Origin of the sequence: Nonomuraea sp. NPDC049158, from assembly GCF_040648335.1 — a bacterium.
Lineage (GTDB): Bacteria > Actinomycetota > Actinomycetes > Streptosporangiales > Streptosporangiaceae > Nonomuraea.
The window spans coordinates 803,137-817,565 of record NZ_JBEZDM010000001.1 but is presented as its reverse complement, the minus strand read 5'-3'; the positions used below and the strand labels follow the sequence as shown (position 1 = coordinate 817,565).

Sequence of the window (14,429 nt, the reverse complement as noted above, 5' to 3'; positions counted from 1 at the left end):
CATGCCTCACACGCGTACCAAGACGATCGCCGGGCCGCTGATGGCGGCCCTGTTGCTGACGGCCTGTTCCAGCGGGGCGCCGTCGCCCGCCGCCGCGGCCAAGGGCACGGTGCACATCGACGTGCACGGCTGGGTGGGTTACGAGGCCCAGGCCGCCGTACTGGCCTACCTGCTCGAACACGAGCTGGGATACAAGGTCCAGAAGCGCAAGATGAAAGAGGAGGACTCCTGGAAGGGCTTCGAGACCGGCCAGGTCGACGTGATCGTCGAGAATTGGGGGCACAGCGATCTTAAGAAGGAGTACATCGAGGACAAGAAGGTCGCGCTCTCCGCTGGTCTCACCGGAAACAAAGGCGTGATCGGATGGTACGTCCCCGAGTGGATGGTCAAGAAATATCCGGACATCACCAACTGGCGAAGCTTGAACAAGTATTCGAGCCTATTTCGGACCGCTAAATCTGGAAATTCCGGTCAGGTACTCGACGGCGACCAGTCGTTCGTCACCAATGACGAGGCGCTCGTGAAGAACCTCGGCCTCGATTACCGGGTCGTCTACTCCGGCAGCGAGGACGCTCTGATCAAGGCGGCACAGGTGGCGACCAAGAACCGTACGCCGGTGCTGATGTATTTCTACGAACCCCAGTGGCTGTTCACCAAGGTCAAACTCGTCAAGATCAACCTGCCTGCCTACTCCATAGGCTGCGACGCCGCCGCCACCAAGGTCGCCTGCGACTATCCGCCGTATCTGCTCGACAAGATCGTGAGCAAGAAGTTCGCCGAGACCGGCGGCCCGGCGTACGAGCTGGTCCGCAACTTCACCTGGAGCAACGACAACCAGAACGCGGTCGCCAGTGACATGATCAACGGCAAGATGACCGCCGACGAGGCGGCCAAGAAGTGGGTCGACGAGAACAAGATCGTGTGGAAGGACTGGATCCCCCGTTGAGGTTCGACTACGTCATCGTGGGCGGCGGGTCGGCGGGGTGCGCCCTGGCCAACCGGCTCAGCGCCGATCCCTCCGTGTCGGTGCTGGTGCTGGAGGCGGGCCGGCCCGACTACTCCTGGGACGTGTTCATCCACATGCCGGCGGCGCTGATGTTCCCCATCGGCAGCCGGTTCTACGACTGGAAGTACGAGTCGGAGCCCGAGCCGCACATGAACGACCGGCGCGTCTACCACGCGCGCGGCAAGGTGCTCGGCGGCTCCAGCAGCATCAACGGCATGATCTTCCAGCGCGGCAACCCGCTGGACTACGAGCGCTGGGCCGCCGATCCGGGCATGCAGAGCTGGGACTACGCGCGCTGCCTGCCGTACTTCAAGCGGATGGAGCACTGCCTGGCCGACCCCGGCTCGGCGTTCCGCGGCGACGACGGGCCGCTGATGCTGGAGCGCGGTCCCGCGAAGGGGCCGCTCTTCGATGCGTTCTTCGAGGCCGTCCAGCAGGCCGGGCACCCGCTCACCGACGACGTGAACGGCTTCCGGCAGGAGGGCTTCGCCGCCTTCGACCGCAATGTCTTCCGGGGCCGCCGGTTGAGCGCCGCCCGCGCGTACCTGCATCCCGTACGGCATCGCCGCAACCTCACGGTCAGGACCCGGGCCTTGGTGGAGAAGGTGGTCTTCGAGGGCACCCGGGCGGTCGGCGTGATCTGCGACGGCCGGCGCATCCCGGCGGGCGAGGTCATCCTGTGCGGCGGCGCCATCAACTCCCCGCAGTTGCTGCAGCTGTCGGGCGTCGGCCCGAAGGCGCTGCTCGAACCGCTGGGCATCGACGTGGTCCACGATCTGCCGGGCGTGGGCGAGAACCTACAGGACCACCTGGAGGTGTACGTCCAGCACGCCTGCGCCGAGCCGGTGTCGCAGCAGCCGTCGCTGGCCCTGTGGCGCCGCCCCTTCATCGGCGCGAACTGGCTCTTCCTGCGCGGCGGCCCCGGAGCCACCAACCATTTCGAGGCCGGCGGCTTCATCCGCTCCAACGACCAGGTCCGCTACCCGAACCTGATGTTCCACTTCCTGCCGATCGCGATCCGCTACGACGGCTCGGCCCCGGCGGGTGGCCACGGCTACCAGGTGCACATCGGGCCGATGTACTCCGACGCCCGCGGCTCGGTGCGGATCAGGTCGGCCGATCCCCGGCGGAAGCCCGCGCTGCGCTTCAACTACCTGTCCACGGAGCAGGACCGGCGCGAGTGGGTGGAGGCCGTCAGGCATGCCCGCGCCATCCTGTCCCAGCCCGCCTGGTCCGGTCTGGACGCCGGCGAGCTCTCGCCGGGGCCCACCGTACAGACCGACGAGGAGATCCTGGACTGGGTGGCCAGGGACGGCGAGACCGCGCTGCACCCGTCGTGCACCTGCAAGATGGGCACCGGCGAGCTGGCCGTCGTGGACCCCGAGACCATGCGCGTGCACGGCCTGGACGGGCTGCGGGTGGTGGACGCCTCGGCCATGCCCTACGTCACGAACGGCAACATCTACGCGCCGGTGATGATGCTGGCCGAGAAGGCGGCCGACCTCGTGCTCGGCAACACGCCCCTGCCACCCGAACCCGTCGAGTTCTACCGCCACACTCCATGATTCCTTGGCCTACCGGTCCAGGCGCTGGTAGAGGCGGACCGACAGGACGAAGAAGACGGCGGTGATCGCCAGCGGCCAGACGATCGCCATCGTCACCGCGTGCTGGGCGACCCACGAGTCGCCGCCCCAGCCGGGATTGCCGAACAGCTCCCTGGCCGCCGCGACGGTCGACGACAGAGGGTTCCACTCGGAGACGGCGCCCAGCCAGCCCGGCATGGTGGCCGGGGCGACGAAGGCGTTCGAGAGAAACCCGATCGGAAACTCCAGCGTCTGGATGACCGTCACCGCCCCCGGGTCCTTGGCCACCAAACCCAGGTACATCCCCACCCACAGCAGGGCGAAGCGCAGCAGCAGGAGCAGCCCCACGGCCCCGAGCGCCCCGCCCGGGCTCGCCGGGCGCCAGCCCACCGCGAAGCCGCAGGCCAGCAAGCCCGCCAGGACCAGCACCGAGTTGAACAGGTCGGCGACGGCCCGGCCGATGAGGACGGCCGAGGGGGCCATCGGCATGGACCGGAACCGGTCGGTCACGCCACGGGAGAGGTCGGTGGTGATCGCGACCATGGTGGCACCGAGTCCGAACAGCATCGTCATGCCGTACATGCCGGGCATGAGGAAGGCGAAGTAGTCGGCTCCCTCCGGCACGTCCACCGCACCGCCGAACAGGTAGCCGAACGCGAGGGTGATCACCACGGGGAACGCGATCCCGAACACGATTGTCATGGGCTGGGCGATCCAGTGGACCAGGTCACGCCGCGCGACCGACCACCCGTCGGCCAGCGCCCAGCGCAGCCGGGTGAGCGGCGGGTCCATTGCCAGTTCAGTCATGTGGGAACTCCTGACGTCGAAGGGTTTCAGGCGGCCGTGAGGCTCAGGAAGACCTCGTCGAGTGTCGGCCTGCGCAGCGCGACGTCCTCGGCCTCGATGCCCGCGGCCGAGAACGCCGTCAGGACCGCCGTGAGCGCCTGAACCCGCTCGCTCACCGGGGCGCTCACATGACGGGTGTCCTCGTCGATCTCGGCGGGCCCGGCGGCCACCCGGCCGACGATGCCGGCGGCCTCGGCCAGCCGGGCCGCGTCCCTGACGACCACGTCGAGCCGGTCGCCGCCGAGCTTGGACTTGAGCTCACCCGGCGTGCCCTCGGCCACGACCCTTCCGGTGTCGATGACCGAGACGCGGTCCGCGAGCCGGTCGGCCTCCTCCAGGTATTGGGTGGTGAGCAGCACCGTGGTGCCGGTGGCGACGAGGGCGCGCACCGCCTTCCACACCTCGCCGCGGCTGCGCGGGTCGAGCCCCGTGGTGGGCTCGTCGAGGAAGAGCACAGGCGGGGAGAGGATCATGCCGGCCGCCAGGTCGAGCCGGCGTCGCATGCCGCCTGAATACTCCTTGACGGGGCCCGGATGCTCCAGGCCGAACGCGTCCAGCAGCTCGGTGGCCCGCCTTCTGGCCGCGCTTGCGTCCAGGTGGTAGAGGCGGCCGAACAGCTCCAGGTTCTGCCTGCCGGTCAGCACCTCGTCCACCGCCGCGTGCTGACCGACGAGGCCGATGCTCCGCCGGACGAGACGAGGGCGAGCCACCACGTCGAAACCGGCCACCTCCGCACGGCCGCCGTCCAGGCGCAGGAGCGTGGTGAGGATCCTGACGGCCGTGGTCTTGCCCGCGCCATTAGGGCCGAGCAGCCCGCAGACCGTGCCCTCGGCCACCTCCAGGTCGAAGCCGTCAAGGGCCGTCTTCTTGCCGTACGCCTTGCGCAGGCCCTGTGCGAACACCGCCGCCATAACGCCTCCTTGAATTCCGTACGCCGTACCGTACACCATACGATTCAGGCCTTGCAACCGTACGGTGTACCGTACGAAGGTGACCATCGAGTACTCCGGCAAGGGCGACCCGGCACGCAGCCTGGCCCTGCTCTGGCGCACCAGCGAGCGGACCAGCCGCAAGGGCAAGCCCGACCTGAGCGTCGACCGGATCGTCCGCGCCGCCATCGAGGTGGCCGACGCCGAGGGCCTCCAGGCACTGTCGATGCGCCGCGTCGCCGAGCGGCTGGGCGTCGGCACGATGTCGCTGTACACGTACGTGCCGGGCAAGCCGGAACTGCTCGACGTCATGCTCGACACCGTGTACGGCGAGACGGGTTACGGCGAGACGGGTTACGGCGAGACGGGTTACGGCGAGACGGCCAAGCCGGCGGAATCGCCCGGCGACTGGCGGGCCAGGCTGACGCTCATCGCCAAGGAGAACTGGGCACTCTACCAGCGCCACCCCTGGCTCCTGCAGGTGGCGACCAACCGCCCGGTGCTGGGACCGAACACCACGGCCAAGTACGACTACGAGCTGCGGGCCGTCGACGGCATCGGACTAACGGACGTGGAGATGGACTCGGTGATCACTTTGGTGACCGGGTTCGTCCACGGCACGGCCAGGGGGGCGGTGGAGGCCGCGCAGGCGGAGAGCCAGACCGGGCTGACGGACGAGCAGTGGTGGGCGGCGCACGCCCCGTTCCTCAGCCGGATCTCCGACGCCTCGCGCTGGCCCACGGCCTCGCGCGTCGGACAGGCCGCGGCGGAGACCCTGGGCGGCGCCTACAGCGCGGAGCACGCCTTCGAGTTCGGCCTCGAACGCGTCCTGGACGGCATCGACGCCCTGATCACCCGACGAGCCGCATCGGCCTAGTCGGCCCCGCTACGGACCTCTACTAGTGGTCGGCCGCTTCCTTGACGGCGGGTGTGGCGCGGCGCTCAGGCAGGCCCACGGTGGCGAGCGCGTTGCCGAGTTGCCGCTCCGTAGGCGGAACGGTCCAGGTCAGGCCGGGGCCGCCGTTGGCGATCGCGCTCGTCAGCACGCTGCGGAGCACCACCTCGTCGGGTGCCCCCGGCTGCCGGGCCCGCGACTCGTCGTACTGGTCACGGATTCGGGCCAGGTCGAGCAGCAGCGTGATGCCAGGCCGCCCGTCATCACCCGGTGCGTCCATGCCATCCCCACCCGGCACGGCGACTCCCAGCACGCCCAGGGCGCCCCCACCCGGTACGGCGGCCTCAGAGCGGACGATCGCGCGTACCCTTGCGGTGAAGCCCTCGCCATCCGTCCAGCCTGGGCGCAGGTGCAGCACCCCCGGCTCCTCGGTGGCCAGGAAGCCGGCCAGCAGCGCGCCGACCGTGGTCTGGGGGTCGTGCATGGCCTCCTGCCCCCGGGCGGCGAACCGGTCGGCGAGCAGGTCGAGCGAGATGAGCCGCGGCGGCTCGAACACCGTCAGGACGCCGCACTCCCCGCCGATGTCCATCGCGTTCCCCGCGTCGGCGTAGGCCCTCAGACCTTCCAGCAGCGCGGTCGCGGCCTCTTCGTCCAGCCGCGCCTCCCACCCCGCCCTGTGCCCAGCCGCAACCGAGCCGGATGAGCCAGGTATGTAGACACGACGGGCCCACCAGACGGCCACGCCGAGCACCACGGCAGCGGCGGCGAGCGCGATCCACATGATGGCCGCTAGGAGACGGGCGCCGCACGCAGGCGAACGACGTGCTCCACGAGCGAGATCAGCGTCCCCTTCACCGACTCGCGGTGCCGCGCGTCCGTACGTACGATCGGCACGTTCGACGACAGCGCCAGCGCCTCGCGCACCTCGTCCTCCGAGTGCGGGAACTGGCCCTCCCAGCCGTTGACGCCCACCACGAACGGCAGCTTGGCCTCTTCGAAGTAGTCGATCGCCGGGAAGCTGTCGGCCAGGCGCCGCGTGTCGAGCAGCACCACGGCGCCGATCGCGCCACGCACGAGGTCGTCCCACATGAACCAGAACCGGTGCTGTCCGGGCGTACCGAACAGGTAGAGGATCAGGTCACGGTCGAGCGACACGCGACCGAAGTCCATGGCCACGGTCGTCGTCTGCTTGTTCGGCGTCATGCCGAGGTCGTCGATGCCCGCGGACGCGTCGGTCATCACCGCTTCCGTGGTGAGCGGCAGGATCTCGGACACCGCCCCCACGAACGTCGTCTTGCCGACGCCGAACCCGCCCGCGACGACGATCTTCGTCGACGTGAGGCCGGGGCTAGAGCCTGCGAAGTCCACTGAGCACCCTTTCGAGCATATTGAGGTCTGGCTGTCCATCGCTGAGACGTGGCTGGTGCAGGCGGACAAGTCCTTCGTCGGACATGTCCGCCACGAGCACCCGAGCCACGCCCAGCGGGACGCGGAGCAGGGCCGAGATCTCGGCGACCGACCGGAACGTACGACAGAGCTGCATGATGGCCTCCTGCTCAGGAGTGAGCATGGACATCTCGTCATCCGGTATGGACATCGACGAGATCAGCGTCTCCATCGCCAGGTGGTAACGCGGCTCCGAGCGGCCGCCGGTCACCGCGTACGGACGGAACAGGGGCTCATCGTCCCCGGTTCCGTCAATGCCGTACACGGCCCTCCCCCATCAGTTCCATTGCATCACCGCGTCCTGGCCGCCTGAAGCTCCGCGCGCAGGGCCGGCGTCAGCGCCTGGCCCGCCCTGTCGACGAGCAGCGTCATCTGGTACGCCACCAGTCCCATGTCGCAGTCGATCCCCGCCAACACGGTGAGGACGGAGCCGTCGCTGATCGCCATCACGACGAGCAGCCCGCGCTGCATCTCGACGACGGTCTGCGACACGGAGCCGCCCTCGAACACCCGGGACGCGCCCACGGTCAGGCTCAGCAGGCCCGCGGACACCGCGGCGAGCTGGTCGGCGCGGTCCGGCGGGAAGCCCTCGGAGCTGGCCAGGCAGAGGCCGTCGGCCGAGACGACGACGGCATGCGCGACTCCGGGCGTGTTCCGCACGAAGTCGGTGATCAGCCAGTCGAACCTATGGGCCTCATGGCTAAGGGTGGTCACTCGCCCTCCCCGGCAGGACGCTCAATCACTGTTGTTCCTCCTGTCCACGTACTTCCGCACGACCCCGGCGTACTCCCTGCTGGAAGCTCGCCAACCTGCTGCGCGACCGCTCGGCGGAGACCGGTGGCATCGGAGCCTGCCGCTGCGACTGCTGCGGTTGGCCTGCCGTACCAGGAACCAGGTTCGCCTTGGGAGTGCGCTTGGGCAGCCCCGAGGACGTGGTGCCCCCAAGGCTGGGATCGCTCGCGGCGGCCGCCGCCTGCCAACCGGCGTCAGCGGGGTTTCGCCACGAATCCTCCACAGAGAGTATGGCTTGTGTGGGGGTCGACTCATCCCGGCTCGGTGAATCCGGTGCCCGCTCTTCTGGCGGCCGGCGGAACCAGGCGGATTCCACGGCGGCGAAGATAGGCAGGAACTCCTCCTGACCGGGCTCCATGGGCGAGACGTCCACCGATGGCGGGGCGTCCCGCCTGCGCGGCTCACCGGTGCTGTAGGGCGTCTGGAACGCGCCATCAGAGCCGGGGCCGGGGTAGGAGGGGAAGGAACCGGTGCGTTCCTGGCTGGGGTACGACGGGGGCTGGGCCGGGTACTGCGGCCCGGACGCCGGCGGCTGCACCGGATACGCCCGGCCGGGCGACCGCGACCCCTGGTCCGGCGTGGGATACGACGGCGGCTGGCTCGGGTTGGGGTACGACGGCGACTGACTCGGGTACGACGGGTAGCCGCCCGAGTCGAAGGACGGCCGGTGCGCCCCGCCATCCGTGTCAGCGGTGAAGGGGGGACGCGATGCCCCGGAGCCGGTGTCGAAGGAGTCGAAGCTGGCGAACGACCGGAAGGTGCCGTTGGGCGCGGGCACTCCGTTGGACGGCGTGGCCGGCGGCGCACCATTCGCGGGCATGCCGTTCGCGGGGGTGGCGGCGCCGAACGCGGGCCGCTGGGGCAGCGATGGCCGGGAGCCGTCGGGGATCAGCGACGGCGGCAGCAGCACCATGGCGATCAGCCCGGTGCCCTCGCCCTTGCGCAGCTGGACCCGGATGCCGTGGCGCAACGCCAGCCGGCCGACCACGAACAGGCCCATCCGCCGCGACACCGACACGTCCACGACCGGCGGCTCGGCCAGGCGCCGGTTGGCCTCGGCGAGCTCGTCCTCGGTCATGCTGATGCCGACGTCGTTCACCGACAGCAGCGCGCCGCCGCCTTCGATGAGGCTGCTCGACACCACGACGTTGGAGTTGTTCGGGGAGAACTGGATGGCGTTCTCGACCAGCTCGGCCACCAGGTGGACGAGGTCGTTGGCCGCGCTGCCGAGCACCGAGGTGGCTCGGTGCACCTTGACCTGCACGCGCTCGTAGCCCTCGACCTCCGACAGCGCCGCGCGGACCACGTCGACCAGCTTGGCCGGCTGGCTGCGCCGGCGGGTGGCCTCGTGCCCGGCCAGGACCAGGAGGTTCTCCGAGTTGCGCCGCATGCGGGTGGCCAGGTGGTCGAGCTTGAACAGGTCGGCCAGGCGGGCGCCGTCCTGCTCGCCCTTCTCCAGGCCGTCGATCAGTGAGATCTGCCGCTCGACCAGCGTCTGGGTGCGGCGCGAGAGGTTGACGAACATCGAGCTGATGTTGCTGCGGAGGTCGGCCTCCTCGCCCGCCAGCCGTACGGCCTGGCGGTGCACCTGGTCGAAGGCCCTGGCCACGTCGCCGATCTCGTCGTCGCCCTCGATCTCGATCGGGCGGACGTCGGCGGGGGCGTCACCGGTGACGCGGAGCTTGCGCACCACGTCCGGCAGCCGGAACCCGGCGATCTCCAGGGCCTCGGTGCGCAGGCGGCGCAGCGGCGCGACCATCGAGCGGGCGATCGCGACGGTGAACAGCAGGACGAGCAGCAGCAGCGCCACGATGAGCACACCGGCGATGATCGCGTTACGGGTCTCGGAGTCGCGTAGCTCCTGGCTGCGCAGCGCCACCTTCTGGCTCAGGTCGCCCTCGACGGAGTGCAGGATGTCGATGGCGGTGGCGTTGTCGTCGAACCACTGGTCCGGCGCCGGCTTCTTGCGGTCGGTCTGGGCGAGCAGGTCGTCCCTGATCCTGACGCCCGGCGCCTTGCCGGCGGCGAGCGTGATGGCGCGGGCCTTGGTCAGCTCGGTGTTGTAGTACTCGGGCGCCGTCAGCGCCTTCGACAGCGCGAGGCCGACGACCGGGCCGGCCTCCTGGCCGACGGAGGCGATCTCCGCGCGCTGCCTGGCGTTGGAGGCGATGAACCGCTCGACCTCCTTGGCGTCCACGCTCGCGGAGTTGTAGTAGCCCTTGAGCAGCTGGACACGCTGCTTGGACACCTCCTCCTTCGCGCGCGCCAGCGCGCTCAGCGCGCGGAACTGGCCGATGATCTGCGAGTCGTCGCTGAGCAGGCTCAGCTCGTCGTGCAACTTGAGCAGCGTGTCGAGCAGCGAGTCGTAGCGGGTGGTGTCCTTCTGGCCCTCGCTGCGGGTCCTGTTCAGGACGTTGAAGTCGTAGCGGGCCCGCTTGACCGCGTTGAGCACACGGTCGCCGTAGGACTCGTCCATGACGGCCATGTCGGCCTGCACGGTCTTGACCAGCGCGTCGACCTTCGCCTTGCGCTCTTTGTACGGCTCGGTGAGCTTCTTGCGCACCTTGCTGGAGGCGGCCAGCCAACCGCCGGTGTCACGCTCCAGCCCGAGCGCCTGTACCAGGTCGCGGATGTGACCGGCCTGCTCCGCGGCGAGCGCCGTGCGGTCGTAGTCGCCGATGCTCTGGACCGAGCCCACCACACGCGCTCCCCCGAGCACGACTCCCGCCATGGTGGGAACGAGGACCAGCGCGGTGAGACGCCATCTCACGCGCCAGTTACGCAGCCCCAGCCGGGGCAGCAACCGCTTTCCGCGGGCCTGCCTGGCGGTTTGGCCGCCTTCGGAGTTCCCCGTAGTCACTGGTTCCGCTACCCCTCAATCATCCCGTTCCGTCGGCGGGACCAGCCCGTCCACTAGGTAAAGCACCCGACTTTCCCGGCAAAACGGTCACGTCGCTGCAAAACATACCCGCAACTCATGTGTGCTGTTGGTTATCGAAGTGCCGCAAGCACCTGATCGCGGACTTGGGTCCGCTGGGCGCCGTCGCTGAGGGGCTTTCCGGCACGATCGACCACGTAGAAGACGTCCACCGCCTCCGCGCCGAGAGTCTCCACGCGAGCGGCCCTCACGTCAAGACCACATTCGCCGAAAGCCCGTCCAATGCGCCACAGGAGTCCCGGTCTGTCATGGGCTCTGACTTCGACCACGGTAGCCGTCGCGGAGGCATCGTCCACCAAGGTGACACGGGGTGGAGCGACAGGAACGCGAGGGGGTCTCATAGACCTCGTACGGCGGGCAAGACGCTGCTCGATGTCAAGACGCCCAGCAAGGACGAGACGGAGATCGGCCTCCAGCGTGGCGGGGTCCGGCGGCGAGCCGTATTCGGGGATGACGGAGAACTCGATCACCGCGGTGGAGCCGGCGGCGGCGGACGAGGCGGAGCGGACTATCAAGCGATGCGCGGCCAGCACGCCGGCGGCGCTCCACAGGAGACCGGCCCGGTCGGGGGCGACGACCGTGACGGCTCCCCCATGGACGCGGATGGCGGCGCCGCCGTGCCGGGCCAGCGCGGCCTGCTCGGCCGACAGGCTGGGCGCCTTGGGCGGCGGCGAGCCGGACAGCACGGAGCGGACGCGGCGTACGAGGTCGGCGACGAGCCCGGCCTTCCACGCGTTCCAGGCGGCCGGGCCGGTGGCGTGCCCGTCGGAGACGGCCAGCGCGGCGAGCAGGTCCAGCACCTCGCGCGAGCCGACCGTGCCGGCGACCTTCTCGATCGTGACGGGGTCGTCGAGGTCCCTGCGGGTGGCGGTCTCAGGCAGCAGCAGATGGTGGCGTACGACGGTGGCCAGCGTCTCGACGTCGGCGGGGGGCAGGCCGATGCGCGTCCCGATGTCGCGGACCACGACCTCGCCGGTCACCGAGTGGTCACCGGGCCAGCCCTTGCCGATGTCGTGCAGCAGCGCCGAGATCAGCAGCAGGTCAGGACGGGAGACCTCGCGGGTGTGGCTGGCGGCGTTGGCGGCGGCCTCGATCAGGTGCCGGTCGACGGTGAAACGGTGGATCGGGTGGCGCTGCGGACGGTGTCGTACGCGCTCCCAGTCAGGAAGCAGCCTGACCAAAATGCCCGCTTGGTCAAGTTCCTCCCAGACCGGAACCGCGGCACGGCCCGCGCCCAGGATGGACACCAGCGCGTCACGGGCCTCCTCGGGCCACGGCACGGGCATCGGGGGCGACTGAGCGGCCAGAACGGACATGGTGGCGGGGGCGAGCGGCAGCCCCGAGTCGGCCGCCGCGGCGGCGGCACGCAGCACCAGGACCGGGTCCTTGCGCGGGTCGACGCCACGGGCGAGCACCACTTCACCGCCGTGCTCGACCACGCCGTCAGCCAGCGGTCGGCGTCCGCGTGGAGCCGGTCCCGACACCAGTCTGTCAACCGTGCGCCAGGTGGCGTCGAAGGCGTGGGAGATCGTCCGGCCCGCCTCGGCGAGCCGGCGCATCAGCGCCTCGGCGTCGAGCAGCCCGAGCAGCCCCGCGACGGCTTCCTGCTCCTGGAGCACGAGCCTGTCGGCGCTCCGCGCGGTGACGATGTGCAGGGCGTGGCGTACGTCGAGGATGAACTCATAGGCCTCACGCGCCCGGGGACCGGGCGCGGAGGCGACCCAGGCCGCTGCCACGGCCTGCATGGCTTGGACGTCGCGAAGGCCGCCGCGGCCGTCCTTGAGGTCGGGTTCGAGAAGGAAGGCCAGCTCGCCGCTGACCTGGGCGCGCCGGTCCGCCGCCTCGCGCAGCTCGCCGAGCCGGCGGCGGGAGTCGGCGCGCCATTCGGCGAGCACGGACTCCCTGGCCTTCTTCGTCAGCTCGGGATCGCCCGCTATGTGCCTGGCCTGGATGAGGCCCAGCACGGCTTTGAGATCGTCGCGGGCGACCGCCACGGCCTCGTCCACGGTTCGCACCGAGTGGTCGAGGCCGACGGCGGAGTCCCAGATCGGATACCAGACGCGCTCGGCGATCCGCGCCACGTCGTCCCTGCCGTTGTGCAGGAGGACGAGGTCGAGGTCGCTGCCGGGGGCCAGTTCGCCGCGCCCCAGGCTCCCTACGGCGACCAGTGCGACGTGCTCGCCGTCACTGGCCGTACGGAAGAGGTCTTTGAGCCAGCGGTCAGTGTCCGCGGCCCGCTCCTTGCGGGCCGCGGCGTAGGTACGAGCCTCACCCCTCACAGGGCCTCTGGACCCCGTTCTCCGGTGCGGACCCGGATCACCGTGTCGACCGGGACGGACCAGACCTTGCCGTCACCGATCTTGCCTGTCTGGGCCGCCTTGACGATGACGTCGATCACGTCCTCGGCGTCCTCCTCCTCGGTCAGCACCTCCAGGCGCACCTTGGGGACCAGGTCCACCTGGTATTCGGCGCCGCGGTAGACCTCGGTGTGGCCGCGCTGGCGGCCGTAGCCGCTCGCCTCGCTGACCGTCATGCCCTTGACACCGAACTGTTCGAGGGCGGCCTTCACGTCGTCCAGCTTGAACGGCTTGATGACGGCGGTGATGAGCCTCATGCTTCCACCTTCTTGGTTACCGGGGCCAGAGGGCCGTTCGGGGAGCTCACGCCCGAGGCGTGGACCGTGCCGAGGTCGTATCCCGTCTCGGCGTGGGTGGTGACGTCGATGCCGGTGACCTCGTCCTCGACCGGGATGCGGAAGCCCATCGTCTTGTCGATGATCTTACCGATGACCCAGGTCACGATGAAGGAGTAACCGCCGATCGCGATCGGGCCGAGCACCTGGAGGCCGAGCTGGGTGAAGCCGCCGCCGTAGAAGAGGCCCTTGTTCTGCTGGTCCAGGAAGGGGTACACGGCCAGGAAGCCGAGCGAGACGGCGCCGATCACGCCGCCCACCAGGTGCACGCCGACCACGTCGAGCGAGTCGTCGAAGTTGAAGCGGTACTTCAGGCCGACCGCGTAGGCGCACACCGCGCCGGCGATCAGGCCGAGCAGCATCGCGGCCCAGGGGTCGATGAACCCACAGGCGGGGGTGATGGCGACCAGACCGGCGACCGCGCCGGAGGCGACGCCGAGGCTGGTGGCGTGGCCGTCGCGCAGCTTCTCCACCACGATCCAGGCGCCGGCCGCGACGGCGGTGGCGATCTGGGTGTTCATGAACGCCAGGCCGGCCGTACCGTCGACCGCCAGCTCGGAGCCCGCGTTGAAACCGAACCAGCCGAACCACAGGAGGCCCACACCGAGCAGCACCAGTGTCAGGTTGTGCGGCCGCATCGGCTCCTTGCGCCACCCCTTCCGCTTGCCCAGCACCAGGGCCAGCGCCAGCGCCGCGGCACCGGCGTTGATGTGGACGACCGTGCCGCCGGCGAAGTCCTCGATGCCCAGGGCGTTCAGCCAGCCGGTGCCCCACACCCAGTGGGCCACGGGGAAGTAGACGATGCTCGCCCAGATGAAGCTGAACAGCACCCAGGCGCCGAACTTGGCCCGGTCGGCGATGGCGCCGCTGATCAGTGCGACGGTGATGATGGCGAACGTCAGCTGGAAGGCCGAGAAGACCAGGCTGGGCATGCCGGTGCCGTCGGGCTTGGTGGCCGTCTCGACCAGGCTCTGCAGCCCGAGGGCGTCGAGCCCACCGACGAAGTTGTTCAGCCACGACATGCTGTTGTCGGTGAACGCCAGCGAGTGCCCGTAGAGCACCCAGGCGATGGTGACGGTGATGATGCTGACGAACGACATCATCATCATGTTCAGGACACTCTTGGCCCTGGTCATGCCCCCGTAGAAAAACGCGAGCCCTGGTGTCATGAGCAGCACCAGCGCGGTGGCCGCTAGCATCCAGGCCGTCGTGCCGCTGTCGATCTTCACGACGCGACCCTCCTTACATGTGACGTGTGGCCACAGCGTGTTCGCCCGGCGTTTCGTGGCTCGACCGGGTGTG

13 protein-coding genes are annotated in these 14,429 nt (G+C 69.6%); 3 read left to right on the top strand and 10 right to left on the bottom strand.

The annotated features are described in order from the left end of the window. The first annotated feature begins 1 nt into the window (after position 1). A complete protein-coding gene (locus tag AB0B61_RS03615; RefSeq protein ID WP_358427373.1) occupies positions 2–946 on the top strand; it encodes an ABC transporter substrate-binding protein in 945 nt (314 codons plus the stop codon). Further along, positions 943–2,571, top strand: a complete 1,629-nt coding sequence (gene betA, locus AB0B61_RS03610; protein ID WP_358427370.1) for a choline dehydrogenase — start codon at positions 943–945, stop codon at positions 2,569–2,571. Before AB0B61_RS03615 ends, betA begins: the two co-directional genes overlap by 4 nt. A gap of 9 nt (positions 2,572–2,580) precedes the next feature. Here betA and AB0B61_RS03605 read toward each other — a convergent pair whose 3' ends face one another. Both AB0B61_RS03605 and AB0B61_RS03600 read right to left on the bottom strand, forming a co-directional pair. Next, positions 2,581–3,396, bottom strand: a complete 816-nt coding sequence (locus AB0B61_RS03605; RefSeq protein ID WP_358427367.1) for an ABC transporter permease — start codon at positions 3,394–3,396, stop codon at positions 2,581–2,583. A gap of 26 nt (positions 3,397–3,422) precedes the next feature. Further along, a complete protein-coding gene (locus AB0B61_RS03600; protein ID WP_358427364.1) occupies positions 3,423–4,346 on the bottom strand; it encodes an ATP-binding cassette domain-containing protein in 924 nt (307 codons plus the stop codon). Between the two features lie 79 nt (positions 4,347–4,425). Between AB0B61_RS03600 and AB0B61_RS03595 the strand changes: the two genes are divergently transcribed. After that, the gene (locus AB0B61_RS03595; RefSeq protein WP_358427361.1) at positions 4,426–5,241 is read left to right on the top strand and encodes a TetR/AcrR family transcriptional regulator; all 816 of its coding nucleotides are present in this window, start codon (positions 4,426–4,428) and stop codon (positions 5,239–5,241) included. Positions 5,242–5,263: 22 nt separating this feature from the next. Here AB0B61_RS03595 and AB0B61_RS03590 read toward each other — a convergent pair whose 3' ends face one another. From AB0B61_RS03590 to AB0B61_RS03555, 8 genes are all read right to left on the bottom strand, one after another. After that, positions 5,264–6,040 carry a hypothetical protein gene (locus AB0B61_RS03590; RefSeq protein ID WP_358427358.1) on the bottom strand — a complete coding sequence of 259 codons (777 nt, stop codon included), beginning with the start codon at positions 6,038–6,040 and terminating at the stop codon, positions 5,264–5,266. A gap of 8 nt (positions 6,041–6,048) precedes the next feature. After that, a complete protein-coding gene (locus AB0B61_RS03585; RefSeq protein WP_358427355.1) occupies positions 6,049–6,627 on the bottom strand; it encodes an ATP/GTP-binding protein in 579 nt (192 codons plus the stop codon). Continuing rightward, positions 6,608–6,970 (bottom strand): DUF742 domain-containing protein, encoded by a 363-nt coding sequence (locus AB0B61_RS03580; RefSeq protein WP_357646482.1) that lies wholly within the window; start codon positions 6,968–6,970, stop codon positions 6,608–6,610. The genes AB0B61_RS03585 and AB0B61_RS03580 overlap by 20 nt, the downstream gene beginning before the upstream one ends. A gap of 26 nt (positions 6,971–6,996) precedes the next feature. Continuing rightward, on the bottom strand, positions 6,997–7,419 hold the full coding sequence (locus tag AB0B61_RS03575; protein WP_214641598.1) for a roadblock/LC7 domain-containing protein: 423 nt from the start codon (positions 7,417–7,419) through the stop codon (positions 6,997–6,999). A gap of 25 nt (positions 7,420–7,444) precedes the next feature. Then, entirely contained in the window at positions 7,445–10,267 is a 2,823-nt protein-coding gene (locus tag AB0B61_RS03570) for a nitrate- and nitrite sensing domain-containing protein (protein WP_358427351.1), read from the bottom strand. A gap of 221 nt (positions 10,268–10,488) precedes the next feature. Further along, a complete protein-coding gene (locus AB0B61_RS03565) occupies positions 10,489–12,714 on the bottom strand; it encodes a [protein-PII] uridylyltransferase (RefSeq protein ID WP_358427348.1) in 2,226 nt (741 codons plus the stop codon). Continuing rightward, positions 12,711–13,049: a P-II family nitrogen regulator gene (locus AB0B61_RS03560; RefSeq protein ID WP_184756141.1), complete on the bottom strand. Its 339-nt coding sequence runs from the start codon at positions 13,047–13,049 to the stop codon at positions 12,711–12,713. The genes AB0B61_RS03565 and AB0B61_RS03560 overlap by 4 nt, the downstream gene beginning before the upstream one ends. Continuing rightward, a complete protein-coding gene (locus AB0B61_RS03555; RefSeq protein WP_225290467.1) occupies positions 13,046–14,356 on the bottom strand; it encodes an ammonium transporter in 1,311 nt (436 codons plus the stop codon). The genes AB0B61_RS03560 and AB0B61_RS03555 overlap by 4 nt, the downstream gene beginning before the upstream one ends. Positions 14,357–14,429: the final 73 nt, after the last annotated feature.

Bases quoted from the DNA above. Each gene is read 5' to 3' on its own strand.
- AB0B61_RS03600 (WP_358427364.1), bottom strand. From the start codon at position 4,346: ATGGCGGCGGTGTTCGCACAGGGCCTGCGCAAGGCGTACGGCAAGAAG.
- AB0B61_RS03605 (WP_358427367.1), bottom strand. From the start codon at position 3,396: ATGACTGAACTGGCAATGGACCCGCCGCTCACCCGGCTGCGCTGGGCG.
- AB0B61_RS03615 (WP_358427373.1), top strand. From the start codon at position 2: ATGCCTCACACGCGTACCAAGACGATCGCCGGGCCGCTGATGGCGGCC.
- AB0B61_RS03560 (WP_184756141.1), bottom strand. From the start codon at position 13,049: ATGAGGCTCATCACCGCCGTCATCAAGCCGTTCAAGCTGGACGACGTG.
- AB0B61_RS03590 (WP_358427358.1), bottom strand. From the start codon at position 6,040: ATGTGGATCGCGCTCGCCGCCGCTGCCGTGGTGCTCGGCGTGGCCGTC.